Annotated in this window: 23 protein-coding genes; 15 read left to right on the top strand and 8 right to left on the bottom strand. The window is 74.4% G+C overall.

What is annotated here, in order from left to right:
* Positions 1 to 708: an SDR family NAD(P)-dependent oxidoreductase gene (locus AB0O91_RS15820; protein ID WP_363432608.1), complete on the bottom strand. Its 708-nt coding sequence runs from the start codon at positions 706 to 708 to the stop codon at positions 1 to 3.
* A 128-nt stretch (positions 709 to 836) separates the two neighbouring features.
* Between AB0O91_RS15820 and AB0O91_RS15815 the strand changes: the two genes are divergently transcribed.
* The 3 genes from AB0O91_RS15815 to AB0O91_RS15805 all read left to right on the top strand — a co-directional run bounded on the left by AB0O91_RS15815 (position 837) and on the right by AB0O91_RS15805 (position 4,505).
* Positions 837 to 1,676 (top strand): helix-turn-helix transcriptional regulator, encoded by an 840-nt coding sequence (locus AB0O91_RS15815; protein WP_363432770.1) that lies wholly within the window; start codon positions 837 to 839, stop codon positions 1,674 to 1,676.
* 108 nt (positions 1,677 to 1,784) lie between these two features.
* Positions 1,785 to 3,563 (top strand): gamma-glutamyltransferase, encoded by a 1,779-nt coding sequence (locus AB0O91_RS15810; RefSeq protein ID WP_363432605.1) that lies wholly within the window; start codon positions 1,785 to 1,787, stop codon positions 3,561 to 3,563.
* A 99-nt stretch (positions 3,564 to 3,662) separates the two neighbouring features.
* A complete protein-coding gene (locus tag AB0O91_RS15805) occupies positions 3,663 to 4,505 on the top strand; it encodes a siderophore-interacting protein (protein WP_363432602.1) in 843 nt (280 codons plus the stop codon).
* A gap of 103 nt (positions 4,506 to 4,608) precedes the next feature.
* Here the strand turns inward: AB0O91_RS15805 and AB0O91_RS15800 are convergent, their stop codons facing one another.
* Entirely contained in the window at positions 4,609 to 6,345 is a 1,737-nt protein-coding gene (locus tag AB0O91_RS15800; RefSeq protein ID WP_363432599.1) for an amidase, read from the bottom strand.
* A gap of 218 nt (positions 6,346 to 6,563) precedes the next feature.
* Between AB0O91_RS15800 and AB0O91_RS15795 the strand changes: the two genes are divergently transcribed.
* Positions 6,564 to 7,571, top strand: a complete 1,008-nt coding sequence (locus AB0O91_RS15795; RefSeq protein WP_363432597.1) for a LacI family DNA-binding transcriptional regulator — start codon at positions 6,564 to 6,566, stop codon at positions 7,569 to 7,571.
* Between the two features lie 130 nt (positions 7,572 to 7,701).
* Here AB0O91_RS15795 and AB0O91_RS15790 read toward each other — a convergent pair whose 3' ends face one another.
* Positions 7,702 to 8,169: a nuclear transport factor 2 family protein gene (locus AB0O91_RS15790; RefSeq protein ID WP_363432595.1), complete on the bottom strand. Its 468-nt coding sequence runs from the start codon at positions 8,167 to 8,169 to the stop codon at positions 7,702 to 7,704.
* A gap of 53 nt (positions 8,170 to 8,222) precedes the next feature.
* Positions 8,223 to 9,194: an Lrp/AsnC family transcriptional regulator gene (locus tag AB0O91_RS15785; protein WP_363432592.1), complete on the bottom strand. Its 972-nt coding sequence runs from the start codon at positions 9,192 to 9,194 to the stop codon at positions 8,223 to 8,225.
* A gap of 142 nt (positions 9,195 to 9,336) precedes the next feature.
* Between AB0O91_RS15785 and AB0O91_RS15780 the strand changes: the two genes are divergently transcribed.
* Entirely contained in the window at positions 9,337 to 10,800 is a 1,464-nt protein-coding gene (locus AB0O91_RS15780) for a carboxylesterase family protein (RefSeq protein WP_363432590.1), read from the top strand.
* Between the two features lie 143 nt (positions 10,801 to 10,943).
* Here AB0O91_RS15780 and AB0O91_RS15775 read toward each other — a convergent pair whose 3' ends face one another.
* The 3 genes from AB0O91_RS15775 to AB0O91_RS15765 all read right to left on the bottom strand — a co-directional run bounded on the left by AB0O91_RS15775 (position 10,944) and on the right by AB0O91_RS15765 (position 14,325).
* On the bottom strand, positions 10,944 to 12,047 hold the full coding sequence (locus tag AB0O91_RS15775; RefSeq protein WP_363432587.1) for an LLM class flavin-dependent oxidoreductase: 1,104 nt from the start codon (positions 12,045 to 12,047) through the stop codon (positions 10,944 to 10,946).
* Positions 12,048 to 12,269: 222 nt separating this feature from the next.
* Entirely contained in the window at positions 12,270 to 12,659 is a 390-nt protein-coding gene (locus AB0O91_RS15770; RefSeq protein ID WP_363432584.1) for an SCO5389 family protein, read from the bottom strand.
* Between the two features lie 121 nt (positions 12,660 to 12,780).
* Positions 12,781 to 14,325 carry an MFS transporter gene (locus AB0O91_RS15765; RefSeq protein WP_363432581.1) on the bottom strand — a complete coding sequence of 515 codons (1,545 nt, stop codon included), beginning with the start codon at positions 14,323 to 14,325 and terminating at the stop codon, positions 12,781 to 12,783.
* Between the two features lie 394 nt (positions 14,326 to 14,719).
* Between AB0O91_RS15765 and AB0O91_RS15760 the strand changes: the two genes are divergently transcribed.
* The 6 genes from AB0O91_RS15760 (at position 14,720) to AB0O91_RS15735 (ending at position 22,611) form a co-directional block, all read left to right on the top strand.
* Positions 14,720 to 15,703, top strand: coding sequence for an ABC transporter permease (locus AB0O91_RS15760; protein WP_363432579.1), 984 nt, complete (start codon positions 14,720 to 14,722; stop codon positions 15,701 to 15,703).
* Position 15,704: 1 nt separating this feature from the next.
* Positions 15,705 to 16,640: an ABC transporter permease gene (locus AB0O91_RS15755; protein ID WP_363432576.1), complete on the top strand. Its 936-nt coding sequence runs from the start codon at positions 15,705 to 15,707 to the stop codon at positions 16,638 to 16,640.
* Positions 16,637 to 18,745: an ABC transporter ATP-binding protein gene (locus AB0O91_RS15750; RefSeq protein WP_363432574.1), complete on the top strand. Its 2,109-nt coding sequence runs from the start codon at positions 16,637 to 16,639 to the stop codon at positions 18,743 to 18,745. Before AB0O91_RS15755 ends, AB0O91_RS15750 begins: the two co-directional genes overlap by 4 nt.
* Positions 18,746 to 18,819: 74 nt before the next feature.
* Complete coding sequence (locus AB0O91_RS15745) at positions 18,820 to 20,505, top strand: ABC transporter family substrate-binding protein (protein WP_363432572.1); 1,686 nt, start codon at positions 18,820 to 18,822, stop codon at positions 20,503 to 20,505.
* 125 nt (positions 20,506 to 20,630) lie between these two features.
* Positions 20,631 to 21,461 carry an alpha/beta hydrolase gene (locus AB0O91_RS15740; RefSeq protein ID WP_363432569.1) on the top strand — a complete coding sequence of 277 codons (831 nt, stop codon included), beginning with the start codon at positions 20,631 to 20,633 and terminating at the stop codon, positions 21,459 to 21,461.
* An 85-nt stretch (positions 21,462 to 21,546) separates the two neighbouring features.
* Positions 21,547 to 22,611, top strand: coding sequence for an NAD(+)/NADH kinase (locus AB0O91_RS15735; protein WP_363432567.1), 1,065 nt, complete (start codon positions 21,547 to 21,549; stop codon positions 22,609 to 22,611).
* Positions 22,612 to 22,702: 91 nt separating this feature from the next.
* Here the strand turns inward: AB0O91_RS15735 and AB0O91_RS15730 are convergent, their stop codons facing one another.
* Positions 22,703 to 22,876: a CsbD family protein gene (locus AB0O91_RS15730; RefSeq protein WP_363432565.1), complete on the bottom strand. Its 174-nt coding sequence runs from the start codon at positions 22,874 to 22,876 to the stop codon at positions 22,703 to 22,705.
* Between the two features lie 266 nt (positions 22,877 to 23,142).
* Here AB0O91_RS15730 and AB0O91_RS15725 point away from each other — a divergent pair, with 266 nt between their 5' ends.
* The 4 genes from AB0O91_RS15725 (at position 23,143) to AB0O91_RS15710 (ending at position 25,858) form a co-directional block, all read left to right on the top strand.
* Complete coding sequence (locus tag AB0O91_RS15725; protein ID WP_363432562.1) at positions 23,143 to 23,604, top strand: STAS domain-containing protein; 462 nt, start codon at positions 23,143 to 23,145, stop codon at positions 23,602 to 23,604.
* 10 nt (positions 23,605 to 23,614) lie between these two features.
* Positions 23,615 to 24,076, top strand: a complete 462-nt coding sequence (locus tag AB0O91_RS15720) for an ATP-binding protein (protein ID WP_363432559.1) — start codon at positions 23,615 to 23,617, stop codon at positions 24,074 to 24,076.
* 251 nt (positions 24,077 to 24,327) lie between these two features.
* Positions 24,328 to 25,245, top strand: a complete 918-nt coding sequence (locus AB0O91_RS15715) for a SigB/SigF/SigG family RNA polymerase sigma factor (RefSeq protein WP_363432556.1) — start codon at positions 24,328 to 24,330, stop codon at positions 25,243 to 25,245.
* Positions 25,246 to 25,480: 235 nt separating this feature from the next.
* The gene (locus AB0O91_RS15710) at positions 25,481 to 25,858 is read left to right on the top strand and encodes a hypothetical protein (RefSeq protein ID WP_363432553.1); all 378 of its coding nucleotides are present in this window, start codon (positions 25,481 to 25,483) and stop codon (positions 25,856 to 25,858) included.
* Positions 25,859 to 25,973: the final 115 nt, after the last annotated feature.

The raw sequence follows: 25,973 nt of genomic DNA, 5'->3' as shown, positions 1-25,973 counted from the left end.
TCACCAGGGGAGGCGGCCGTGGATGTCGAAGTAGCCGCCGGTGGGGCCGTCCGGGCCCAGCTGGGCCATCCGGACGATGATCTCCGCGCCCTCCGCCACGGACTGCACGCCGGTGTTCCCGTTCAGGTCGGTCGCCGTGTAGCCGGGCTCCACCGCGTTGATCCGCAGGGCCGGGAAGGCCTTGGCGTACTGCACGGTGACCATGTTGACCGCCGCCTTCGACGCCGGGTAGGCGACCCCCGGGTAGGCGTGGGTCGGCGTGCCGGGCTCACTGACCCGGGTCAGCGAGGCCAGGCCGCTGCTGATGTTCACCACGACGGGCGACGCGGAGCGCAGCAGCAGCGGGAGGAAGGCGTGCAGGACGCGCACCGGGCCGAAGACGTTGGTGTCGAAGACCCGCCGCATCAGCTCGCCGGTGACGTCCGCGGCGCCGACCACGGCGTTGTCCCCGGTCCGGGCCTCGATGCCGGCGTTGTTGACCAGGACGTCCAGCCCGCCGTCGGCCTCGACCGCCCGCGCTGCCGCGGCCACCGACGCGTCGTCGGTGACGTCGAGCAGCACCAACCGGGCGCCGAGTTCCTCGGCGGCCCGGCGGCCGCGTTCGGCGTCCCGGCATCCGAGGTAGACGGTGTGGCCGGCGGCGAGGAGCCGGCGGGCGGTCTCGTAGCCCAGGCCCTTGTTGGCCCCGGTGATCAGTGTTGTCGTCATGGCTCCAGCATTCGCCGGTGCGGCGCGGGCAGCCAGCCGTCCGTCAGTCCTGGGATCAGCTCTGACTGGGACCAGCGGTACCAGGCGGACCGGTCCGTGCGGAGGGCAGACTGGCGGGCATGGCAGCAATGGCGGACGCGGAGTTCGGACGGGCGGTGCGGCGCTGGCGGGACCGGTGCGCACCGGAGGCCGCCGGGCTGCCGAGCGGTGGGCACCGGCGGGCCGCAGGGCTGCGCCGGGAGGAGCTGGCGCTGCTGGCGGGCATCTCCGCCGACTACGTCACCCGGCTCGAACAGGGGCGCGCCGCCAACCCCTCGGCCCAGGTGGTCGGTGCCCTGGCCCGGGCGCTGCGGCTGTCGGACGACGAGCGCGACCGCCTGTTCCGGCTGGCCGGGCTGGCGCCGCCGGGCCCGGAGACGGTGCCCACCCACGTCGGCCCGAGCGTCCAGCGGCTGCTGGACCGGCTGGCCGGGACACCGGTGGCGGTCTACGACGCCACCTGGACCCTGCTGACCGCCAACCCGCCGTACGCGGCGCTGATGGGCGATCCGTCCGGCTGGCGCGGCAGCGAACGCAACGGCGTGTGGCGGCACTTCCTCGGCCCCGGCAGCCGGGCCCGGCACACGCCGGAGTCCCGGCGCGCCTTCGAGGCCGCCCTGGTCGCCGACCTGCGCGCGGCCGCCGACCGCTACCCGGCCGACCGGCGCCTGCGGCAACTGGTCGGGGAACTGCACGCGGGCAGCGAGCGGTTCGCCGAGCTGTGGGACTCCGGGACGGTCGGGCGGCACGAGGCCGCGCACAAGACCATCGACCATCCGCAGGTCGGCCCGCTGACGCTGGACTGCGACGTGCTGACCGTGGCGGGCCGCGACCTGCGCATCATGGTCTACACCGCCGAGCCCGGCACCGAGGCCGCCGAGCGGCTCGCCCTGCTCACCGTGCTCGGGACCCAGGCGTTCACCGGGTGACGGCCGTGCCGCCCGCCGCCGCGGTGGTGGTGACAAACCGCCCGTGAACGGCCAGGATTCCTTCCGATCGCACGGGCACGGAATTGCACGGGCACGGAGGGGGAAGCGATGTTCACGACCCGGCCGACGCTGCAGGGGACCTTCGGGATGGTGTCGTCCACGCACTGGCTGGCGTCGGCGGCCGGGATGGCGGTGCTGGAGGACGGCGGGAACGCCTTCGACGCGGCGGTGGCCGCCGGGTTCACCCTCCAGGTGGTCGAGCCGCACCTGAACGGGCCCGCCGGGGAGGTGCCGATCATCCTGGCACCGGCGGACGGGCCGGTGCGGGTGCTCTGCGGACAGGGCCCGGCCCCGGCCGGGGCGAGCGTCGGGCACTACCGGGCGCTCGGCCTCTCGCTGGTTCCCGGGACGGGCCCGCTGGCGGCCGCCGTGCCCGGAGCCGTCGACGCCTGGCTCCTGCTGCTGCGCGACCACGGCACCAGGCGGCTCGCCGACGTGCTGCGCTTCGCGATCGGCTACGCCGCGCACGGGCACCCGGCGGTGGAGGGGGTCGGACGCACCGTCGAGACCGTCCAGGAGCTGTTCGAGAAGGAGTGGACCAGCTCGGCGGAGGTCTACCTGCCGGACGGGCGGCCGCCGCGGCCCGGCGCGCTGCTCACCAACCCGGCCCTCGCCGCGACCTGGCGGCGGCTGCTCCGGGAGGCCGAGGCGGCCGGAACCGGCCGCGAGACGCAGATCGACGCCGCCCGGCGGATCTGGCGGGAGGGCTTCGTCGCCGAGGCCCTCGCCGGCTTCGCCGCCCGGCCCGCGCTGGACACCTCCGGCGAGCGCCACGCGGGCACCCTGACCGGGGACGACCTGGCGTCGTTCAGCGCGCACTACGAGGAGCCGGTGACGTACAGCTGGAACGGCTGGACGGTCGCCAAGCCCGGGCCGTGGAGCCAGGGCCCGGCGTTCCTCCAGCAACTCGCCCTGCTGCCGGAGGACTTGGGGTCGCTCGACGAGGACGAGTACGTCCACGTCCTGGTCGAGGGCACCAAGCTCGCGATGGCCGACCGCGAGGCCTGGTACGGCGACGCGGCCGAGGTGCCGCTCGGGGCGCTGCTGTCGCCCTCGTACAACGACGCCCGGCGCGGCCTGATCGGGGACCAGGCGTCGTACGACCTCAGGCCCGGCAGCCCAGAGGGGCGGGAACCCCGCCTCGCGGAGTACGTGCTGCCCGGGGAGGACGTGGCGGACGCGCCCGGGGCCGGTGAGCCGACCGTCGGGAGCGACGGCGCCACCCGGGGCGACACCTGCCACCTGGACGTGGTCGACCGCTGGGGCAACCTGGTCTCCGCCACCCCCAGCGGCGGCTGGCTCCAGTCCAACCCGGTCGTCCCCGGCCTCGGCTTCCCGCTCGGCACCCGGCTCCAGATGACCTCGCTGACCCCCGGACTGCCGGGCACCCTCACCCCCGGGCGCCGCCCCCGCACCACCCTGTCGCCCTCGCTCGCGCTGCGCGGCGACCGGCCGGTGCTGGCCTTCGGCACCCCGGGCGGCGACCAGCAGGACCAGTGGAGCCTGCACTTCTTCCTCGCCGTGGCGCTGCGCCCGCCGGTGCGCGGCGGGCTCGACCTCCAGGGCGCCGTCGACGCGCCGAACTGGCACACCGAGGGCTTCCCCAGCTCCTTCCACCCCCGCCGCAGCCGGCCCGGCAGCCTCTGTCTGGAAGCCCGGTTCGACCCGGGCACCGTCGAGCGGCTGCGCCGACGCGGACACGAGGTCACCGTCGGGGCACCGTGGTCGGAGGGGCGGCTGTGCGCCGTCGCCCGCGACCCGGAGACCGGGGTGCTGTCGGCGGGCGCCAACCCGCGCGGCATGCAGGGCTACGCGGCCGGCCGCTGAGCCGGTGCGGGAGGTGGCAGGCGTGCCACGCCGTCCCGGGAGGTGCTAGGTTAGGCAAACCTAACCATGATGCACGATCAGGCCGCCCAGGGGGATGCCATGGCAGACCGACCGACCCGCCGGACACCGCGGGCCCGCGAAGCACAGGTACTGCGCACCGAGCGGATCACGCCGCACATGGTGCGCCTGGTGCTCGGCGGTGCCGGGCTGGACGACTTCGACGCGGCCGAGTTCACCGACCACTACATCAAGGTGCTCTTCGCGCCTGCGGGCGTGAGCTACCCGGAGCCCTTCGACATCGCCCGGATCCGTGAGGAGTTCGCGCCCGAGCAGTGGCCGGTGACCCGGACGTACACCGTGCGGGCCTGGGACCCGGAGTTGCGCGAACTGGTCGTCGACTTCGTGGTGCACGGCGACGAGGGGCTGGCCGGGCCGTGGGCGGCCCGCGCACAGCCCGGTGAGACGGTGCGCTTCCTGGGCCCCGGCGGTGGCTACGCGCCCGAGTCGGACGCCGACTGGCACCTGCTGGCGGGGGACGAGAGCGCACTGCCCGCGATCGCCGCGGCGCTGGAGCGGATGCCGGCCGATGCCGTGGTGCACGCCTTCGTCGAGGTCTCGGACGCCGCGGAGGAGCAGAAGATCGCCTCGCCCGCCGGGGTCGAGGTCACCTGGCTGCACCGCGGCGCGCGCCCGGTCGGCGAGGCGCTGATCGAGGCGGTCGGCGCCCTGGAGTTCCCGGCCGGCACGGCGTCCGCGTTCGTGCACGGCGAGGCGGGCTTCGTGAAGGAACTGCGCCGGCTGCTGCGGGTGGAGCGCGGCATCCCGCGCGAGCGGCTGTCGATCTCGGGCTACTGGCGGTTCGGCCAGGACGACGAGGCCTGGCGGGCGGCCAAGCGCGAGTGGAACGCCCAGGTGGAGGCCGAGCAGGAGCAGAGCGCCTGATCCGCCCGCCCCGCAGCGCCCGGTGACGGCGGCGTGCGGCACCGTCCTGCCCGGTGCCGCACGCCGCCGTCGTGGTCACTCCGCGGTGATCACCCCGTCCTGGTCACTCCGCCGGGAGGCGCGGCGTGCGGGTCGGCTCGGTCCGCCGGTTCCCGGTCGCCTCGAAGGCCGCGGCGAGGGTGAGCAGGGCGTTGTCGTCGTAGGCGCGGCCGGCGAAGGTCAGGCCGACCGGCATGCCGATGTCGGCCATCGTGCCCATGGGCACGGTCACGGTCGGGATGCCGAGGTGGCGGGGCACCAGGTTGCCGTTGGCGACCCAGACGCCGTTGCGCCAGCCGAGGTCGGCGGAGGCCTCGTTCACGTCCATGTCCGCCGGGCCGACGTCGGCGACGGTCGGGAACACCACGGCGTCCAGGCCGAGTTCGTCCATCCAGAGCTCCAGGTCGACCCGGCGGGTCTCCTCCAGCCCGCGCAGGCCCTCCGCCAGGTGCGGCATGTCGGTGAAGGACGCGTGGGGCCGCTCGCGCACGAAGCGCGGGTAGTCGACGATCGAGTCGTCGAACCCGGGGTAGCGGTCGGGGAGTTCGCCCTCGTGCTTGGGCCAGATCCGGTCGCCGTCGACCTCGGTCAGGGTGCTCAGCCGGGGGTCGCCGTTGGCGCGCAGGAAGTCGTCCCAGGCCCAGGCGGAGAGGTCCTCGATCTCGACGGTGAGGAAGTCGCGGCCGACCAGGCCCCGGGTGAGCAGGGAGGGCGCGCCGGGGCGGTCGGACTCGTAGTTCGACACGACCGGGAAGTCGACTTCGACGACCTCGGCACCGGCCGCCTCCAGGTCGCGGCGCGCGGCCTCCCACAGGGCGAGCACCGACGGGCGGGTGTCGACCCGCTGCCCGGTCTGGCCGCCGATGCCGCCGTCCGGGTTGCTGCCCGCGTCGGGGTCGGCGTTGATGTACATCCGGGGGACGCCGACGCGCCGGCCGGCCAGCGCGGCCCGGGCTGCCGCGGGGTCGGCCGGGGCGAGCGCCGGGTAGGAGGCCGGGCGCACCTCGGAGGAGGCGGGCAGGGCCACCCAGGGCTGCGCGCGCCACAGGTCGCCGCGGGTCTCCGGGTCGTCGGCCACGATGACGTCGAGCAGTTCGAGCAGGTCGGCCATGGTGCGGGTGTGCGGCACCACGACGTCCATGGTCGGGACCAGCGGCCAGTTGCCGCGCACCGAGATCACGCCGCGGCTGGGCGTGTAGGCGCACAGCGCGTTGTTGGAGGCGGGCGCCCGGCCCGAGGACCAGGTCTCCTCGCCGAGGCCGAAGGCGCCGAAGGACGCCGCCGTGGCCGTGCCGGAGCCGTTGGACGAGCCGGAGCCGTAGGCGCTGGTGAGCCAGTCGGCGCTGTAGGGGCTCTCCGCGCGGCCGTAGACGCCGCGCTGCATGCCGCCGTTGGCCATCGGCGGCATGTTGGTGAGGCCGATCAGGACGGCCCCGCCCGCGCGCAGCCGCTCGATGGCGAAGGCGTCGCGCTGGGCGACCAGGTGCTCGAAGGCCGGTGAACCGGCGGCCGCGGTGAGCCCCTTGGCGAGGTAGCTGTCCTTGGCGGTGTACGGGATGCCGTCGAGCGGGCCGAGGGTCTCGCCGCGCGCCCGGCGGGCGTCGGAGGCCTCGGCGTCGGCGCGGGCGTCCGGGTTGAGCACGACCAGCGCGTTGAGCGCGGTGGCGGTGCCGGGCGCGTCGTAGGCGGCGATCCGGGCGAGGTAGGCGTCGAGCAGCCCGACCGCGGTGGTCCGGCCGTCCTCCAGCGCCGCGCGCAGGTCGGCGAGACCGGTCTCCACGACATCGAATCCGCGCGTCATACGGGTGTCTCCCAGGTGGTCGGGGCGGCAGGGGCGCCGCCGTCGGGCCGGACGGCCCGGTCCCGGCGGTCACGCTGCCAGCCGTACGGGCCGGTCGGTGCCGGCGGCCGTGCTGGATCGTTCCAGCAGGCGGCATCCTAAGTGTGCTGGAACGATCCAGCAAGGAAGTGTCGACCGCAGGGGGAGATCGGGTCGCGCTGCGTCTAGACTTCCGGGCTGTGACCAGCCGCTCCGTGACCCTGATCGACGTGGCCCGGGCGGCCGGGGTGTCCAAGAGCACCGCCTCCAACGCGCTCGGCGGCTCCGGCCGGGTCTCCGAGGCCACCCGGGCGCACATCCAGGACGTGGCCCGGCAGCTCGGCTACCGGCCGAACAGCGCGGCGCGCAGCCTGCGCCGGGCCAGCACCGGCGCGATCGGACTCCACCTGCCGCGCACCGCGACCCGCCTGGACTACTACATGAACCTGGCGTTCGGGGCGGTCGAGCGGGCGCGCGAGGACGGGCTGGACCTCGTCCTGCTCGCCCCCGGCTCGGTGGCCGGCGGCGGGCTGGCCGCGCGGGTGGACGGCCTGCTGGTGATCGATCCCGAGGTCGACGACCCGGAGGTCCCCGACCTGCTGGACGCGGGGGTCCCGGTGGTCACCGGGGAGCGGTACCTGGGCGGGGGCGTCGCGCCGAGCGGTGCCGTGGTGTGCGACAACGCCGCCTCGCTGATCGCCCTGCTGGACCACCTCGCGGAGCGCGGCGCCCGGCGCCCGGCCCTGCTCGCCCCCGACCCCGGCTCCGACTGGGCCGCCGCGCTCCGGGCGGCGGCCGGTGCCTGGAGCCGGCGCGAGGGCGTCGAGGTGGCGGTGCGGACGGTGCCGTTCGCGGCGACCCCGGTCGAGGCCGAGGCGGCCACCGCCGAGCTGCTCGGCGGTCCCGTCGACGCGGACGCGGTGGTGTGCGCCCCCGACGGCGCGGTTCCGGGCGTGCTGGCGGCCGCGGCCCGGGCCGGCCGGCGGGTCGGCACCGACCTGCTGGTGGCGGCCTGCGTCGACGGAGCGGCGGCGCGCGGCTCGGGCCCCCAGGTCACCGCGGTCGACCTGCGCCCCTCGGAGTACGGACGGGCGTGCGCGGCCCTGCTCAGCGACCTGCTGGCGGGCGCGGTCGAGCCCGGGGCGGTGCGTCGGCACGACTGGGCCCTGAAGGTCCGGGCGTCCACGGCCGGCCGGCGCACCGCGTGACGGCGACGGCAGGCCCGATGTGACGGTGGCCAGGCTCCCGGAGTGAGCACGAAAGGGTGTTCGCCGTGCTGGACCCGCGTCGGCCCTGACGGGCCGGTGGAGCGGGAGCGGCCGGGCGGCCCGGTGCTGCTCAGGGCCGGCAGAGGCGGCTCTCGGTCCAGTCGACCAGCAGCCGGCGTTCGGCGAAGAGCCACCGGCCGTCCTGTTTGACGAACGCGTCGAGGTAGCGGATGGCCGCGACCATGATGGTCCGCGCGCCGCCCGGGGCGGCGGCGAGGTGGTGGGCCAGGCAGTAGCTCTCCCCGGTCGCGCGCTCGCCGTCCAGCACGACGGTGCTCTGGCCGTTGAAGTGGGTGGTGGCCTGGTAGGTGTTCAGCTGGGCGAAGACCGGGGCCAGCGCCTGCCGGCCGTGCAGGTCCCGGGTGGGCTCGGTCGTGGTGGCGTCCTCGAAGACCAGGAACCGGGTGTCCTCGGTGAACAGCGCCAGCTGCCCTTCGGCGTCGCGGCGGTCGGCGCAGTGCGCGTAGGCGTCGACCAGCTCGCGGATGGCGAGCCGGTCGGCGGCCTCCTGGGGGGAGAGCGCGGCGTGGGGGGCCATGGCGGCTCCTTCGGCGGTGAAGGGGTGGATAGCGGGAGGAAACGGTCATCAGCCTAGGCCGGGCGGACCAGTCCGGTGCGCTTGACCGTGCTGAGGATCCGGGTCACCTCCAGGCTCCGGACGTCGTCGATCGCCCCCACGGTGCCGGTCAGGAAGGCGTAGAGCCCGCCGAGGTCCTCGGCCGCGACGGCGACCAGCAGGTTCGCCGCGCCGGTGGTCGCCGCGGCGAAGCGCACCTGGGGGTGGCGGCTCAGCCGGTGGCCGACCGCCTCCAGGCTGCCGGGGCCGGTGGCGATCCAGAGCAGGGCCTCCGTCCCGATGCCGAGCAGCCTCAGGTCCAGTTCGCAGGCGAGGCGCAGCAGGTGGCCCGCGGTGAGCTGGTCCAGGCGGCGGCGCACGGTCGAGGCGGAGGTGCCCAACCCGGCGGCCAGTTCGCCGTACCCCGTGCGGGCGTCCACGGTCAGCCGGTCGATCAGGGCCTCGTCCAGCGGCCGGAGCGCGGGCGCGGGGGCGGGCTCGCGCAGCAGCGGGGCCAGGGATTCGAACTGGGCGGCGGTCAGCAGTCCGGCGCTCCAGACGAAGCCCGCCGGGAAGACCTTCATCAGGTCGTAGGCGTCCCAGGACCGGACGTCCGGGGTGGCGGGGAGGTCGCGCAGCAGGAGGGCGGTGCGGCTCTCGGGGCCGTCGAGGAAGAGCACGGTGCAGATCTCGTCGCCGCCGCCGAGGACGTCGATCCACACGGTGTCGGGGCGGCGCGCGAGCCCGGCGGCGATCGCCCGGATCCGGCCGGGGCGGCAGCGGATCCGCAGGGCCATCGGGATCAGGCGCGGGAAGCGGTCGGGGTTGCGCACGGCGGTGGGCCGCAGGGTGCCGTCGTGCAGCAGCGGCGTCGCGCGGCGCACCACGGTGCGTTCGGACAGGCCGAGGGTGTCGGCGACCGTGCGCCAGGAGGCGCGCGGGGACGCCATCAGCACCGCGGCGATCCGGCGCTCGGTCTCGTCGAGTTCGGCTCTCGCTTGTCCCATATCCGGCAGGATTCCATGCTCTGCGGCGCACATTCCGCAGCAGGACGCCGAGGGTCGCCGCTTTCCGCCGATCGGCGATAGACCTGAGCCGTTCCCGCAGGGAGCGGGACCGGCCAGGAGCCGGGGAGGAAGGCGGACCGTCATGGAGCAGTCGATCGAGCGCCCGGTCGTGACCACCGGGTCGGGCCGGGTCCGGGGAACCGTGCACGATGGCGTCGCCGCCTTCCGCGGCATCCCCTACGCCGCCTCGCCGGTGGGGGAGCGGCGGTTCGCCGCCCCCGAACCCCACCCGGCCTGGCCCGCCGTGCGGGAGGCGGACCGCCCCGGCCCGGCCGTCCCGCAGCGCCCGTCCCGGCTGGAGGCGGTGATGGGCCCGCGCACGCCCGACTGGAACGAGGAGGGCTCACTGACCCTGAACGTGTGGACCCCGCGGCTGCCGGCCGGCGGCGCCGCCCCGGCCGCCCTGCCCGTCCTGCTCTGGTTCCACGGCGGCGGGTTCACCAGCGGCTCCGGCGGCTGGGACTGGTACGACGGCGGTCGGTCGGCCGCCGCCGGGCAGGTCGTCGTGGTCACCGCCAACTACCGCCTGGGCCCGCTCGGTTACCTCCACCTGCCGGAGCACGGCGTCGACAACCCGGGCACCCGGGACCAGGCCGCGGCCCTCGACTGGGTGCGGCGCAACATCGCCTCCTTCGGCGGGGACCCGGACACCCTCACCGTCGGCGGCCAGTCCGCCGGTGCGTTCTCCGCCCTCTACCTCGCCCTCTCCCCGGTCACCGGCCCGTCCGTCAAGCGCCTGATCGCCCAGAGCGGACCGTTCGGCCTCGCCCCGCAGGACCCGGCGGAGGCCGCCGAGCACGCCCGCCGCTACCTCGGCCTGCTCGGGCTGGACGGCAGCCCGGACCCGCTCGCCGCGCTGCGCGCCCTGCCGGTCGAGCGGCTGCTGGCCGCCTACGACCGGCTGTCCCAGGACCTCTCCCGCCCCGGTGCGGTGGCCCCGCCGATGTACCCCGTCCTCGGCGGGGCCGGGATGCCGACAACCTGGCCGCAGGCCCTGGCCGCCGGCCGCCTCGACGGCAAGGAGCTGCTGACCGGCACCACCCGGGACGAGATGACCGCGTTCTTCGCCTTCGACCCGCGGATCCGGGCCCTCACCGCCGACCGGGCCCGCGCCATCGCGGCCGGGCAACGCGCCGACGGCGCGCGGCGGTTCGACCGCACCGCCGCCCGGCTCCCGGGCGCCGCCCCGGGCGAGGTACTGACCGCTGTCGCCACGGAGTTCCTCTTCCGCGACGACACCCTCGCCCTCGCCGGCCACCACGCCGCCGCCGGGAACCCGGCCTACGTCTACCGGTTCGACCACGCCCCGGCCGACGACCCGGCCCGCCTCGGTGCCGCGCACTGCGTCGAACTCCCCTTCTTCTTCGACACCTTGGACGCCTACCCCGACAGTCCCATGCTCGGTGCCGTCACCCCGGCGGCCCGCGCCCTCGGCGGGGCCTTCTCCCGTGCGGTGGCGGGCTTCGTCGCCACCGGCCGGCCCGCGGCGGACGGCTGGCGGCCGTACGAGGCCGAAAGCCCGTCGAGCGTCCGGCAGTTCGGCTGACCCGCAGGGCGGCGGTCGCGGGCCCGAACGGTGCCGGCGGCCGCCGCGCCGGGCGGGCCCGGGCGGGCGGAGCGGCGCCGGCCGGTGGGGTGCGGGCGGCGGCCGGTGCCGCTGCGCGGCCGCCGCACCGGCGGGTCGGCCGCTCAGTCCCGCCCGGGGGTCGAGCGGGACCAGCCGAGGGCGGGCCCGAGGCGGGTGGCGAGGTCGGTGAGGATCTGCACGTAGTCCTCGGGTTCGAAGGTGAACGGCAGGGCGAAGGCGACCTCGTCCACCTCCCGGAAGCCCGCGTGGGCGTGCAGCCGCTCGGCGAGCTCCGCGGAGCTGCCGACCAGGTCGGGCGCGAAGAGCAGCCCGGCCGGGCCCTGCGGGGCGAGCGTGCGCGGTGCACGGGCCTGGGCGTACGCCCGGTACTTGGCACGCTGTTCGGGGGTGGCGCTGTCGGTGGGGATGACCACCAGGCCCTGGGAGACCCGGGCCCGCTCGCCGTCCGGGTGCAGGGCGCGGAAGGCGCGGATCTGCCGGGCCTGGATCACGGCGAAGTCCGCTGCGGCGGTGGCCGGTTCGGCGTCGGCCGAGCCGACCGCGGCCGATCCGGCGTCGGCGGATCCGGGGCCGGGCCCGGGCTCGGGCTTGACCACGCTGCTGGTGAGCAGGTTGAGGCCGTGCTCACCGGCCCAGCGGGCGGAGCGCAGGCTGCCGGCGCCGTACCAGAGCCGGTCGGCCAGGCCGGGGGAGTGCGGCTGGACGCGGCGCGAGTACACCTCGATGCCCTCGGTGCCGGCGAAGTCGGAGGCGTCCTCGCCGCGGACCAGGGCGAGCAGCCGTTCGGCGCGGCGGTGGCCGAACTCCTCCCGGTCGGCGGTGTCGGGGTAGAGCGCGTCGCGCACGTGCTCCCAGTGGGTCGGCGGGCCGGCGCTGAAGCCGGGGTTGAGCCGGCCGCCGGAGAGCAGGTCGACGGTGGCGAGGTCCTCGGCGAGCCGCAGCGGGTTCTCCCAGCCGAGCGGCGTGACGGCGGTGCCGAGGTGGATCCGGCTGGTGCGCTGGCTGGCGGCGGCGAGGACGGCGACGGGGGAGGAGATGCCGTACTGGAGGTGGCGGTGGCGCAGCCACGCGCTGTCGAAGCCGAGCTGCTCACCGAGGGTGATCAGGTCGAGGGTCGACTCGTGCCCCCGGCGCGGGTCGGCCTCGTCGAAGAGCCCGATGGTGAGGAAGCCGAGTCTCCGCAGCGGGCGGGGGGTGGTCGGCATGGTGGCGACTCCGCGTGGCATCTTGCGGCCCCTGGTGGGGCCGGACGGGTGGTGCCCGTCGAACGTACGCAGACGTCCCGCGGTTCGACAAGATCGGGGCGCGATCCGGACAAGGCGGCGACACGTGCCGCAACACGGCGCAACATCCGGCCACCCGGGGCAGCGCCGGGGCCAGGTGCGGGGTCCCGCCCGCCCGGGCGGGCGGGACCCGACGCGGCCGGGTCAGCAGCTGCGCAGTTCCGGGCTCTGGTTGCGGATCTGGTTGTGCAGCGAGGTGAACTCCCGGTAGGCCGCGCTGTCCTCGGAGCCGGGCCGGAAGGCGCCGACGCGGTGGCAGTTGACGAAGGCGAGCTTGACGCCGAAGTGGTCCTCCAGGCTGCCGCGGATGGCGTTGCTGGCCAGCGCGCGCAGCAGCTCGGCGCGCTGCTGGTCGCTGGGCGTGGTGTTGTCCGTGGCGAACTCGGCGTCACCGGCGGCGAGTTCGGTGCTGAGCCCGGCGACCACCTGGTAGGCGTACGGGAGCGAGGCGCGGACGGTGTCGAGGAAGTCGGCCTCGTCCACGCGGCCGTTGCGGGCCTGGTCGAGCAGGGCGGGGGAGACGTCGAGCGACATGGGGGTCCTCTTTCGCGGGGCGCGCGGGGGCGCGGTCGGGGAACGGGGGGTCACGGCGGAACGGCTAACGAAGATGAAAACCATTTGCGTGAAGGACTCTCCTGGACTCCCCGACGGCCTGTCAAGTACCGCCCCCCGAAGGGCCGACGTCCGCGGTCGCCGGCACCCGGCGCGTCCGGATGACGAACACCGCGATCAGCACCGCCAGCCCGGCGAACACCAGCCCCAGCTGGAAGGCGGTCGCGATGCCGTGCACCAGCACCTCCGAGGAGTACGGCGCGGGCAGCCGCCCGCTCGCCCGGAACTCGGCGAGCTGCGCCGGGGTGGCCTGCCGGAGGAACGCCCGGACCTGCGGCCCGGCCGCGTTGCGGCTCGCCGTGCCGTACACCGTCACCAGGATCGACAGCCCGAGCGAACCGCCGACCTGCTGCATCGTGTTGAGCATCCCGGTGGCCGCGCCGGTCTCGTGCGGGGCGACCCGGGACACCACGGTCAGCGTGGCCGGGACGAAGATCGAGCCCATGCCGAGGCCGAACAGCAGGGTGGGGCCGAGGACGCCGCCCGGGTAGTCGCTGTGGACGTCGATCCGGGTCGCCCACAGGACCCCGCCCAGCACCAGCAGCGACCCGGCCACGAAGAAGGGCTTGGGGCCGAAGCGGATCTGGTTGCGGGCGGCGAACTGGGCGGCCGCGACGATGGCGACACTGATCGGCAGGAAGGCGAAGCCGGCCCGCAGCGGGCTGTAGCCGAGCACCTCCTGCACGAAGAGGGTGATGAAGAAGAAGATGCTGAACATGGTCGCGGCCACGCACAGCATCAGCCCGAACGCGCCCGAGCGGTTGCGGCTGCGCAGCAGGTGGAGCGGGGTGATCGGCTGCGGCGCCCGCCGTTCGATGAACAGGAACACGGCCAGCAGCAGGACGGCCAGGCCGAAGGAGGCGAGGGTGACGGCGTCGGTCCAGCCGTGGTCGGAGGCCCGGATGAAGCCGTACACCAGGGAGACCACGCCCGCCGTGGCGCTGAACGCGCCGGGCAGGTCGAAGCGGCCGGGGTGCCGCTCGGACTCGTTGATGTAGAGCGGCGCCAGCAGGGCGATCACGATGCCGATCGGTACATTGACGAACAGCACCCAGCGCCAGGACAGCCAGGAGGTCAGCATGCCGCCGAGCAGCAGTCCGACCGCGCCGCCCGCCCCGGCGACGGCGGAGTAGACGCCGAAGGCCCGGTTGCGATCCGGGCCCTCCTTGAAGTTGGTGGCGATCAGCGCCAGCGCGGTCGGCGAGGCGATCGCCCCGCCCAGGCCCTGGAGCGCCCGGGCCGCCAGCAGCCAGCCGGAGGACTGGGCGACACCGCCGAGCAGCGAGGCGAAGCTGAACAGCAGCACGCCGACGATGAACACCCGCCGGCGCCCGAGGATGTCCCCGGCGCGCCCGCCGAGCAGCAGCAGCCCGCCGAACGTCAGGGTGTAGGCGTTGATCACCCAGGACAGACCGGTGGTGGAGAAGCTCAGGGCCTGCTGGATGTGCGGCAGGGCGATGTTCACGATCGTGATGTCCAGGACCACCATCAGCTGGGTGGCCGCGATGACGGTGAGGGCTATCCCTGGGTGCTGGCCCCGACGTGCGGTCGCGGGCGGAGCCTCGGCCAGGGCGCGCGAAGAAGCCATGGCTGGTCCCCCAATGGTTTCGGGGGTGAACGGGGGCGGGGGCGGACACGTTCACCACCACCGACGGTAGTCCTGGGAAATAGAGAACACAACCGTTCATTACGGGCGTACCGGGCCGGATCGGAATTCCCGGCCCGGCGGCCCGACCGCCGACCGCTCCCACCTGCGCATTCGACGGAATGTGACGTGAACATCCCCTAGTGCTGCGGGGGTGTTGCGGGTTCGTGTCCAAACGCCCCGATCCCTGGTGCCGGGGGTGACCCGCGCTCAGACTGGCCCCTGCACGGTCGTGCAACACCCCCTTGGATCGAGGAAGTTCCACCGGCATGTCCAGATCTCCCAGACCCGGCGCCCACCGGCCGCACCCTCCGCACCCGGCGGGGAGGTGGCGTCCGTGCTCCGGTACGTGACCCGCCGGGCGGCGGGCTGGCTGCTGGTGATCGCCGTGGCCACCAACGCCACGTACTTCCTGGCCAGTTGGTTCCTCGACCCGCGCTCGAACTTCAAGGAGCTGCGCCCGGTCCGCACCGAGGAGCAGATCTCCCGGGCCCTGGCCCCCTACAACCTGGACCCGCACGAGCCGCTGCTGCACCGCTGGTGGGACTGGCTGACCGGGGTGCTCCTGCACTTCGACTGGGGCCGCTCCCCGGTCGGGGTCCAGGTGAACGGGGAGATCGGTTACCGCTCCCTGGTCAGCGCCGAGCTGGTGATCGGCGCGACGGTGCTGTCCGTCGTCCTCGGCGTCGCCCTCGCGGTCCACACCGCCTCGCGCCAGTACGGCTGGCGGGACCGGGCCGCCCAGGCCGTCTCGATGGCGCTCTTCAACGTCCCGGTGTCGATCGCCGCGCTCGCGCTGGTGCTGCTGGCCATCCAGCTCAACGACCACGCCGGCTGGCACTTCCTGTACGTCGCGGGGGAGAACTCGCCCGACGTGGAAGGGTTCTGGGCGACGGTCGGGGACCGGCTGCTGCACCTGATCCTGCCGACCCTGACCCTCACCCTGATGGGGTACGTGGGCTACCACCTCACCCAGCGCTCCCTGCTGCTGGACGTCATCGGCTCCGACTTCGTGCGCACCGCCCGGGCCACCGGGCTCACCCGCGCCCAGGCGATCCGCCGGCACGCCCTGCGCACCGCGCTGATCCCCACCGCGCAGTCCGTGGCCTTCGGCATCCCGGCGGTCTTCACCGGTGCGGTCCTCACCGAGACGATCTTCGGCTGGAACGGCATGGGCCAGTACTTCATCCAGACCATCAGCAAGAACGACGTGCACGGCACCGTGGCGACCGCCGCCTTCGCCGCCGCCCTGACCGCGGTCGGCGCGATCCTCGCGGACATCGCCACCGTGTTCCTCGACCCGAGAGTGCGGGTGAGCTGAGATGGGCACCTCCGTGAGGACCGCGCCGACCCCCGCACCGACCACCGGCACGACTCCCGACCCGGCCGGGCGCTACCTCGGCCGGCGCCGGCTCTACCTGCGCCGCTTCCTGCGCAACCGGACCGCCGTCGCCGGCGTGGTGATCTTCCTGCTGCTCGTGCTGTTCAGCGCGCTCGGCGACCTCTTCACCCCGTACGGCTACGCGGACGCCGACTTCTCGGCGCTGACCCAGGCCCCCAGCGCCGAGCACTGGTTCGGCACCAACCAGGGCGGCAACGACGTCTACGCCGCGGCCGTGCACGGCCTCCAGCGCTCGCTGGTGATCGCGGTGAGCGTGTCCGCGCTGACCGTCACCATCGCCGCCGTCGTGGGCGCGGGCGCCGCCTACTTCGGGGGCCGGGTGGAGAAGGCCACCCTGGCCGTCATCCACTTCCTGCTGATCGTGCCCTCCTTCCTCGTCCTCGCCCTGGTCTCGCACCGCCTGGCGGGCGACTGGCGGGTCCTCATCCTCGTCCTGACCGTGTTCGGCTGGATGTCCACCGCGCGCGTGGTCTGGTCGGTGTCGACCTCCCTGCGCGAGCGCGAGTACGTGCGCGCCGCGGAGTACATGGGCGTGCGCCCGCTGCGCATCGTGGTGCGCCACATCATCCCGAACCTGGGCTCCCTGCTCATCGTCAACCTCACCCTGGGCGTGGTCTCCACCGTGCTCAGCGAGACCGCGCTGTCCTTCCTCGGCTTCGGCGTGCAGACCCCGGACGTGTCGCTGGGCACGATGCTCGCCGACGGCGCGGGCACCATCACCAGCGCCCCCTGGCTCTTCGCCTTCCCCGCGGGGCTGACCGTCCTGCTCACCGTCTCGATGACCTTCGTCGGCGACGGCCTGCGCGACGCCCTCGACCCCACCTCCACCACCGGCGCGGTAGGAGCCCGACGATGACCTTCGCACCCGCCCGCCGCACCGGGCCCACGGCCGGGCCCGCAGAACCCGTCGAACCCGCCGGGCCCGCACCCGTCCTGTCCGTCCGCGACCTGCGCGTCACCTTCCCCTCCGAGGCCGGGCCGGTGGAGGCCGTGCGCGGCGTCGACTTCGACCTGCTGCCCGGGCGCACCCTGGGCATCGTCGGCGAATCGGGCTCGGGCAAGTCGGCCACCGCGCTCGCCGTGATGGGCCTGCTGCCGACGACCGCGCGCCTCGGCGGCGAGATCCTCCTCGGCGGCCGCGACCTGGCGGCGATGGACGACAAGGCGCTCTCCCGGGTGCGCGGCAAGTCCATCGGCATGGTCTTCCAGGACCCGATGTCCGCGCTCACGCCCATCTTCAGCGTCGGCCGACTGCTCTCCGAGGCGCTGCGGGTGCACCGGGACCTGTCGAAGCGGGCCGCCTGGGAGCAGGCGGTGGAACTGCTCGACCTGGTCGGCATCCCCGACCCGCGCGAACGCGCCAAGGCGTTCCCGCACGAGTTCTCCGGCGGCATGCGCCAACGCGTCGTCATCGCCCTGGCCATCGCCAACAAGCCCGCGGTCCTGGTCGCCGACGAGCCCACCACGGCGCTCGACGTCACCGTCCAGGCGCAGATCCTCGACGTACTGCGCCTGGCCCAGCGGGAGACCGGGGCGGGGCTCGTCCTGATCACCCACGACCTGGGCGTGGTGGCCGGCCACGCCGACGAGGTCGCCGTCATGTACGCCGGGCGGATCGTCGAACACGCGGGCGTCGACGCGCTCTTCCGCCGTCCGACGATGCCCTACACCGCCCGCCTGCTCGCGAGCGTCCCCACCGTGGACAGCGGCGTCGAACGGCCGCTGATCCCGGTCGGCGGCGAACCGCCGTCCCTGGTCGGACTGCCCGGCGGCTGCCCCTTCGCCCCGCGCTGCGCGGTGGCCCGGGACGTCTGCCGGACCGCCGAACCGGACCTGACCGTGCTCGACGGGACGACCGCCCAGGTCGCCTGCCACCGGGCGCAGGAGATCGCCGACGGGACGCTCGACCCCGGCGGGGAAGCCGTCCCGGTGCCACCGGCCCGCTCCGGCGAGCGGACCGCTGGCGAGGTGGTGCTGCGCGTCGAGGACCTGGTGAAGACCTTCCCCGTCACCAAGGGGGCCCTGCTCAAGCGCCGGGTGGGCACCCTGCACGCGGTCAACCGCGTCAGCTTCGAACTGCGCGCGGGGGAGACCCTGGGCCTGGTGGGGGAGTCCGGCAGCGGCAAGACCACCACGCTGCGCGAGGTGCTGCGGCTGCGCGCCCCCGAGGGCGGCCGGATCGAGGTGGCCGGCACCGACGTCGCCACGCTGCGCTCGGCGGCCGAGGTGCGCGAGCTGCGGCGCGACGTCCAGATCGTCCTCCAGGACCCGACGGACGCCCTGGACCCCCGGCTGACCGTCTTCGACCTGCTGGCCGAACCGCTCCAGGCCGTGGGGGCCGACCGGGCGGCCGTCCGGGCCCGGGTCACCGAGCTCCTGGACCTGGTGGGCCTGGACCGCACCATGGGCGACCGCTTCCCCGCCGCCCTCTCCGGCGGCCAGCGCCAACGGGTCGGCATCGCCCGGGCGCTGGCCCGCGAGCCGAAGCTGCTGGCCCTGGACGAGCCGCTGTCCGCGCTGGACGTCTCGGTGCAGGCCGAGATCATCAACCTGCTCGCCCGGCTGAAGCGCGAACTGGGCCTGGCCTACCTAGTGGTGGCCCACGACCTGGCCGTGGTGCGCTACGTCTCCGACCGCATCGCGGTGATGTACCTCGGGCACATCGTCGAGTCCGGTGCCACCGAGGAGATCTTCGCCCGGCCCCGGCACCCGTACACCAAGGCCCTGCTGTCGGCGATCCCGGTGCCCGACCCGCGGCGCGAGCGGCAGCGCGAGCGCGTCGTGCTCGCGGGCGAACAGCCCAGCGCCACCCGGCTGCCGGAGGGCTGCGTGTTCGTCGACCGCTGCCCGCTGTACCGGGTGGCCGACGAGGACGTACGGACCCGCTGCCGCACCGAACGCCCGGTGACCGTCGACGCCCCGGACGGCGCGGACCACCGGTACGCCTGCCACGCGGTCTGACGGCCCTCCCGTCCCCCTGCGCCACCCCCTCCACCCCGATTCCCGGACCCCCGGACTCCCAGCAAGGACCTTTCATGCGTAGGAACTTCGTGCTGCCCCTCGCGCTCGTCGCGGCCGTGTCGGTCGCCGCCACCGCGTGCTCCTCCTCGTCCCCCTCCGGAGGCTCCTCCGGGCAGGACGCCAAGAACGCCGCCAAGGTCGCGTCCTCGGTCACCGACTACAACCCCCAGCCGTACGAGAACCTCAAGGACGGGGGCACCTACACCACCGCGGGCACCTTCGACGAGCAGGGCAACCCCTTCAACGTCAACAGCACCCTCAACGCCACGCGGATCTGGTCCTGGTACAACGCCGACGCCATCACCTACTCGCCCACCGGCGACGTCCAGTACAACCCGGACTACTACAGCGACGTGAAGGTCTCCGTCGAGGGCGGCGACCAGAAGGTGGTCATCACCCTCAACCCCAAGGCCGTGTTCAACGACGGCACCCCCATCGACTGGCGGGCCATCGAGGCGACCTGGAAGGCCAACAACGGCTCGAACAAGGACTTCGCGGCCAACTCCACCGACGGCTACGACCGCATCACCTCCGTCACCCGGGGCGCGGACGACAAGCAGGCGGTCATCGCCTTCAAGGGCGTCAACGCCTCCTGGTCGGCGCTGTTCACCACCTTCCTGCACCCCCAGGCCGCCACCGTCGACAACTTCAACAAGGCGTACGTCAAGACGGCCCACCCCGAGTGGGGCACCGGCCCGTACACCGTGGGCAGCTGGGACGACCACTCCGGGAACATCACCTTCGTGCGCAACCCCTCCTGGTGGGGCCGGAAGGGCAAGCTCGACAAGCGCGTCTACGTCAACCTGGAGAGCGCCGCCTCGATCAACGCCTTCAAGAACGGCGAGACCGACTACGCCCCCGTCGGGACCGCGGAGAACCTCAAGCAGGTGAAGACGGTCAAGGACACCGAGATCCGCAGCGGCGGCAGCCCCTTCGAGTACGCCCTCTACCTCAACACCAAGTCCCCGCTGCTCGGTGACGCCCAGGTCCGCAAGGCGGTGCAGGAGAGCATCGACCGTCCGCAGATAGCGAAGATCCGGTTCCAGGGCCTGGACTACACCGAGTCGCTGCCCGGCTCGGCGGTGCTCTACAGCTTCCAGCACGGCTACCAGGACAACGTCGCCGCCGTGCTCAAGTACGACCCGGAGGAGGCGCGGAAGACCCTGGACGCGGCCGGCTGGAAGCCCGGGGCCGACGGCATCCGCAGCAAGGACGGCAAGCAGCTCGCGCTCGGTTACACGGTGCTCGGCGACGACCCGATCGAGAAGGCCACCGCCGGGGCGTTCACCGCGATGCTCAAGGCCGTCGGCGTGAAGCTGGACATCAACAAGGTGTCCGAGAACGACTTCTCCAAGGTGCTCAGCGACCGCCGCTTCGACCTCTTCATCTCCGGCAACCGCTCGCTGGACCCCTTCGGCGCGCGGTACCTGTGCGACTTCTACTGCTCGGACCGCGACTCCAACATCACCGGGGCCGGCACCCCCGAGCTGGACCAGGAGATCCGCGCCACCGGCGACATCGCCGACCGCGACCAGCAGATCGCGGCCGTCAACAAGGTCGAGCAGAAGGCCCTCCAGCAGTACGCCTTCCTGCCGCTCTACAGCGGCCCCTCCACCTACGGCATCAAGAAGGGCCTCGCCAACGTCGGCGCCACCATCTTCTACAGCCCGCTGCCCGAGACCATCGGCTGGCAGAAGTAGCACCCCCGGGTGCTCCCGGGGCCCAGGGGCGCCGGGAGCACCCGCGGTGTCGTGCGACTCCGGAGTGTGCTTGATTGGTGACGAGGCGCAGCGAGGGCTGCCCGTCCACCCCGAGGAGTCCGATCATGCCCTTCGTCACCGTCGGCCAGGAGAACTCGGCCCCGATCGAGCTGTACTACGAGGACCACGGCCAGGGGCGGCCCGTCGTGCTGATCCACGGCTTCCCGCTCAGCGGCCGCGCCTGGGAGCGCCAGGAGCGGGCGCTGCTGGCCGCCGGGCGCCGGGTGATCACCTACGACCGGCGCGGTTTCGGCCGCTCCGGGCAGCCGACCACCGGCTACGACTACGACACCTTCGCCGCCGACCTGGACACCCTGCTGACCACGCTCGACCTGCGGGACGCCGACCTGGTCGGCCACTCCATGGGCGGTGGCGAGGTCGTCCGCTACCTCGGCGGCTACGGCTCCGAGCGGATCCGCCGCGCGGTCATCGTCTCCGGGGTGCCGCCCTACCTGCTGAAGACCGAGGAGACGCCCCAGGGCGTCCCCCAGCAGGTGTTCGACGACATCGCGGCCGGGCTCACCGCCGACCGGCCCGCCTTCTTCACCGAGTGGAACAAGAACTTCTACAACCTCGACCGCACGCTCGGCAGCCGGATCAGCCCCGAGGCCGTGCAGGACGCCTGGAACACGGCCGTCGGAGCCTCCCCGGCCGGCGTGATCGCCTGCGTCGCCACCTGGCACACCGACTTCCGCGCCGACCTGCCCAAGATCGACGTCCCGGTGCTGATCCTGCACGGCACCGAGGACCGCGTCCTGCCGATCGAGGCCTGCGGCCCGCGCAGTCACGAACTCATCAAGGACAGCCGCTTCGTGGCCGTCGAGGGCGCCGACCACGGCCTGTGCTGGACGTACGCCGACGAGGTCAACGAGCACCTGCTGGCGTTCCTGGCCTGACCGCCCCGGCCCGGCGGGCCGATCGTCCGCCGAGGCGCCACCATGGACGGGACAGCAACGGGACCGGGGCGAGACGAGGCCGGCCATGGCAGTGCACCGCGTCGGACTGGTCGTCCACCAGGGCCGTGACGCCGCCCGGGAGGCGGCGCGCACCGTGCGGGCCTGGTGCGCGGAGCGGGACGTCCGGTGCACCGAGATCGACGTCTCGGCGCCGGACCACGGGCGCCGCTCCGGGCGCGAGGAGGCCCACGCCGCCGGGGACCCGGACCTGGTCGTCACCCTCGGCGGGGACGGGACCTTCCTGCGCGGCGCCCGGATCGCCGTGAAGACCGGCGCCAGCGTGCTCGGTGTCGACCTGGGCAAGGTCGGCTTCCTCACCGAGGTGCCGGTCCGCGACCTCACCCCGGCCCTCGACGCCGTCCACGCCGGGAGCGCCCCGGTCGAGGAGCGGATGACCCTGACCATGCGGGCCTCCCGGCCGCCGGGGGTGCCCACCGAACTGGAGGCCTTCCTCCGCTACGGGCGCGGACCCGCCCTGCCGCCCCCGCCGGTACGGCCGGAGAGCACCGTCGGCGACGGCTGGGGCCTGGCGCTGGACGTCAACGCCCTCAACGACGTCGTGGTGGAGAAGCTCGCCCGGGACCACCAGGTCAGCGCCGGGGTCTACGTCTCCGGCCGGCTGCTGGCCGCCTACTCCGCCGACGCCTTCGTGGTCGCCACCCCCACCGGCTCGACCGCCTACAGCTTCGCGGCCGGCGGCCCGGTGCTCTCGCCGCACATGGAGGCCGTCGTGTTCACCCCGGTCGCCGCCCACATGACCTTCGACCGCACCGTGGTCGCCGCCCCCGACGAGCCGGTCGCCCTGCGCATCCTGCCGCACTCCGGCCCCGCCGCCGTCAGCGTCGACGGCCGGCTCCGGGGCGTCCTCGACCCCGGCGACTGGATCGGCGTCTACCGCGCCCCGCAGCGGGTGCGGCTGATCCGGCTGCGCCCGACCGACTTCTACGGCCGGCTGCGGGAGCGCTTCCACCTCACCGACGCCCCCGCCACGGCCACCGACGGCGCGGCCGCCACCTTCTTCCGCCCCGACTCCTGCGTCCCCCCGGACCTGGCGGGCCTGCGGCTGCCGCCGCCCAGCGCGGCGCGCTGAGGGCCCCCGGCCGCGAGGGCCCGGCCCGCTGCGGACCGGGGCCGGCGGCCGCGCACGGCGGCCGCCGGGTGTCGGGGACGGGCTCAGTGGCTCAGTCCTTCCCCACGTCCTTGACCTTCTCGACGGCCTGCTTCAGGTCGCTCTTCGCCTGCTTGCCACGCCCCTCGGCCGCCATGGTGCGGTCACCGGTGGCCTTGCCGGCGGCTTCCTTGGCCTTGCCGGCGGCCTTCTCGGCCATGTTGCGCAGCTTGTCCTGGGTGCCCATCAGCCGTGCTCCTCTCCTCGTCCGGGGCGGGAGGCGGCCCGCCCGATGCGGCGCCTGCCCGGGAACGGCGGTTCCATGCACGGACGTCCGACGGCGCGTGTGGCGGCGGGGCGGCGGGGCACACGCGGGGCATGGACCAGCGGACGGCACTGCGGAACGCCGTCGGGGCATCGGCGCGGGCACGGCTCGTGCGCGCGGCCGACGGGGCCCGGCGGCACAATGGTGGGCACGGCGCGTCGCCGTATCCACCGGCCCGGGAGTCCGCCATGCCACGGTCAGTCGACGGCCCCGCTGAGACCGGAGGGGAGCACGAGGACGGTGGCCTGTCCGTGCGGGTCACCCGCCGGGGAACGGCCCGGATCGTCACCGTCGTCGGCGAACTGGACCGCGACACCGCGGACGGGCTGCGCCATGCGCTGGTGCACGGATCGCCGGACGGCCGGAAGGGCGGCCGGAAGGACAGCGCGGAGGGCGGCGCGGAGGACGGCCTGGAGCGGATCGTCGTCGACCTCGGCGGGCTGTGGTTCTGCGACTCGACCGGCCTGAACCTCTTCCTGCAGGCCCGGGCCGAGGCGGAGGCGGCCGGTCTCCGGTTGGAACTGGCGGCGCCGAGCCCGATGGTGGTGCGGCTGTTCGCCGTCACCGGGGCGGACGGCGTGCTGCGCGTCCACCCCGATCTCGGATCGGCCCTGGGGGAGGCCGGTGGGCCCGGACCGGGGCAGGCGTGAGGGGCCGGCCATGGACCGTCCCGAGCAGACCCCGCAGCCGGCCGGCCGGGCCCGTCGGCTCGCCTTCACCGGCAACGAGGGCGCGGTGCGGCGCAGCCGCGCGTTCAGCCAGGAGGCGTTGCGCTCCTGGCGGTGGCTGCCGACCGTCGACGCGGAACAGCGGGCGGTCGCCGAGGACGTCCTGCTGATGGTGTCGGAACTGGTCACCAACGCCTGCCTGCACGCCCCCGGGGGCCCGCGCGAGCTGCGGCTGGACTGGGACGGCGTCCGGTTGAGGGTGGAGGTGCGGGACGGCAGTCCGGTGCCGGCCAGGCTGCGGCGGGGTGCCGACCCGGGTTCGCCCGGCGGGCACGGGCTGCGGGTGGTGGACCGGCTGGCCCGGGCCTGGGGCTGTGACCCCGAGGACGGCGGGAAGCGGGTCTGGCTGGAGGTGCCGTCCCCGCTCGGCCGTCACGTCCGCAGCCCGGGCTGACCGCGCAGGCTGCGGGCGGGCCGATCCCGACGAATGCCAATAAACCGGTCGAAACACGAATTCGGCGTCGTATGTCGGGTAGAACACCCGTGCGGCGGTCGCCCGCCACGGGCCGACCGCCCCGCACCCCGCCGGGTGCCACCGGGACCGCGCTTGACGAAACCAGGCACAGGTCCTCGGGAAGAAGCCCGCCGTGCCGGCCCGAGCCGTCGGCGCCGCCGGGTGCTCACCGCCATGCCGAGGAGTATCCCGTGTCCACTCCGTCGCCGACCGTCCAGGACGCCCGCCGCGTGCGCGCCGGGCCCGCGCCCGAGCCGTCCGACCTGCCGCCGAGGCCCACCGGGGCCGAGCTGCGCGCGATGGGCAAGACGGAGGCCCGCGAACTCAGCGACGCGCTGTTCGCGCGGCTGGCCGGACTCCCCCGGGAGACGCGCGCCTACAGCTACGTCCGCGGCACGATCATCGAACTCAACATGCCCCTGGTGCGGTTCATCGCCGCCCGCTTCCGGCACCGCGCCGCGGACCTGGAGGACATCCTCCAGGTCGGCACGATCGGCCTGATCAAGGCCGTCGACGGGTACGACCCGCAGCGCGGCGTCGAGTTCGTCACCTATGCCATCCCGACCATCGCGGGCGAGGTCAAGCGGTTCTTCCGGGACACCTCCTGGCCGGTGCGGGTCCCGCGCAGCATGCAGGAGCTGTACCTGACCGTGGCCCGCGGCTCCGACCGGCTGGAGCAGCGGCTCGGCCGCTTCCCGCACCCGGAGGAGATCGCGGACGACCTGCACCTCACCGTCGAACAGGCCACCCAGGGGCTGGTCGCGGGCCGGGTGTACCGCTCCGACTCGCTGGACGCGCTGCGGGAGCAGGACACCGACGAGAGCGGCAGCGCGATGCTGGACCGCCTCGGCGAGCGCGACCCGGGCATCGAACTCGCCGACTTCCGCACGGCCGTCCGGCCCCTCCTCGCCGAGCTCCCCGAGCGCGAGCAGACCGTGCTCAAGCTCCGCTTCTGGGACGGCCTGACCCAGTCCGAGATCGCCGACCGGATCGGCGTCTCCCAGATGCACGTGTCCCGGCTGCTCAGCGCCACCCTGGCCCGCCTGCGGGTGCAGCTCGACGACGCGGACGCCCCCGGCTGGCAGGACGACCCCCCGGCCCCGGACTGAACCCCCGACTCCGGACTGAACCCCCCGGGCCCGGCGGACCGCCGGGCCCGGAGCTGGGGCACGACCCGGACCGGCTGCTGGAGCTCGGCCCGGACGGCACCGAGGACGACACCTGCCTGGTCGCCGTGCAGGCCCAGGCCCCGAGTAGCGCCGCGGCCCGGGGGCGGCGTTAGCGGCGGGCAGGGTCGGGTAGGCGCCCGGCCGTGGGGGCGGACCACGGACGGAAGGAGTTCCCATGTTGCTGCTAGGACTTCTGCTGATGGCGGCCTCCGGCGCCTTCGCCGGACTGCTGATCGCGGACAACCTCGCCGGCGGCCCCTCGTACCAGGTGACGATCCTGGGCACCTCCCTGGCGACCGTCGACAGCCTGGGCATCTTCCTGTCCGGCCTCGGTCTCGCCCTGCTGTTCTGCCTCGGCCTGGCGATGATGGGGCGGATCGGGCGCCGCGGCCGCGGCGGCTCCCGGAGGACCGCCCACCGCGCGGCGGAGCCGGTGCGGTCGGACGGGCCCACGGCGTCCGCGGAACGGGCCGCCGAGCAGGGCGGCCGAGCGGCCGGGATCCCGACCGCACCCCCGAGCACGGGCCGGAGACGGCACCTGTTCGGCCACTGAGAACCCCCGGAGTCCACGGACTCCCACCAGCCGGTGAATGAGGGAGGCGCGCCCGGACGGTCCGGCCCGCGGCCTCCCTCCCGTCCGACGGCGGAGCCGCCGGTGGTGCCGTCGC

This window comes from Kitasatospora sp. NPDC089797 (assembly GCF_040684795.1).
Classification (GTDB): Bacteria; Actinomycetota; Actinomycetes; order Streptomycetales; family Streptomycetaceae; genus Kitasatospora.
Note: the sequence above shows the minus strand (reverse complement) of the source record. Positions and strands in the feature narration are given on the sequence as shown.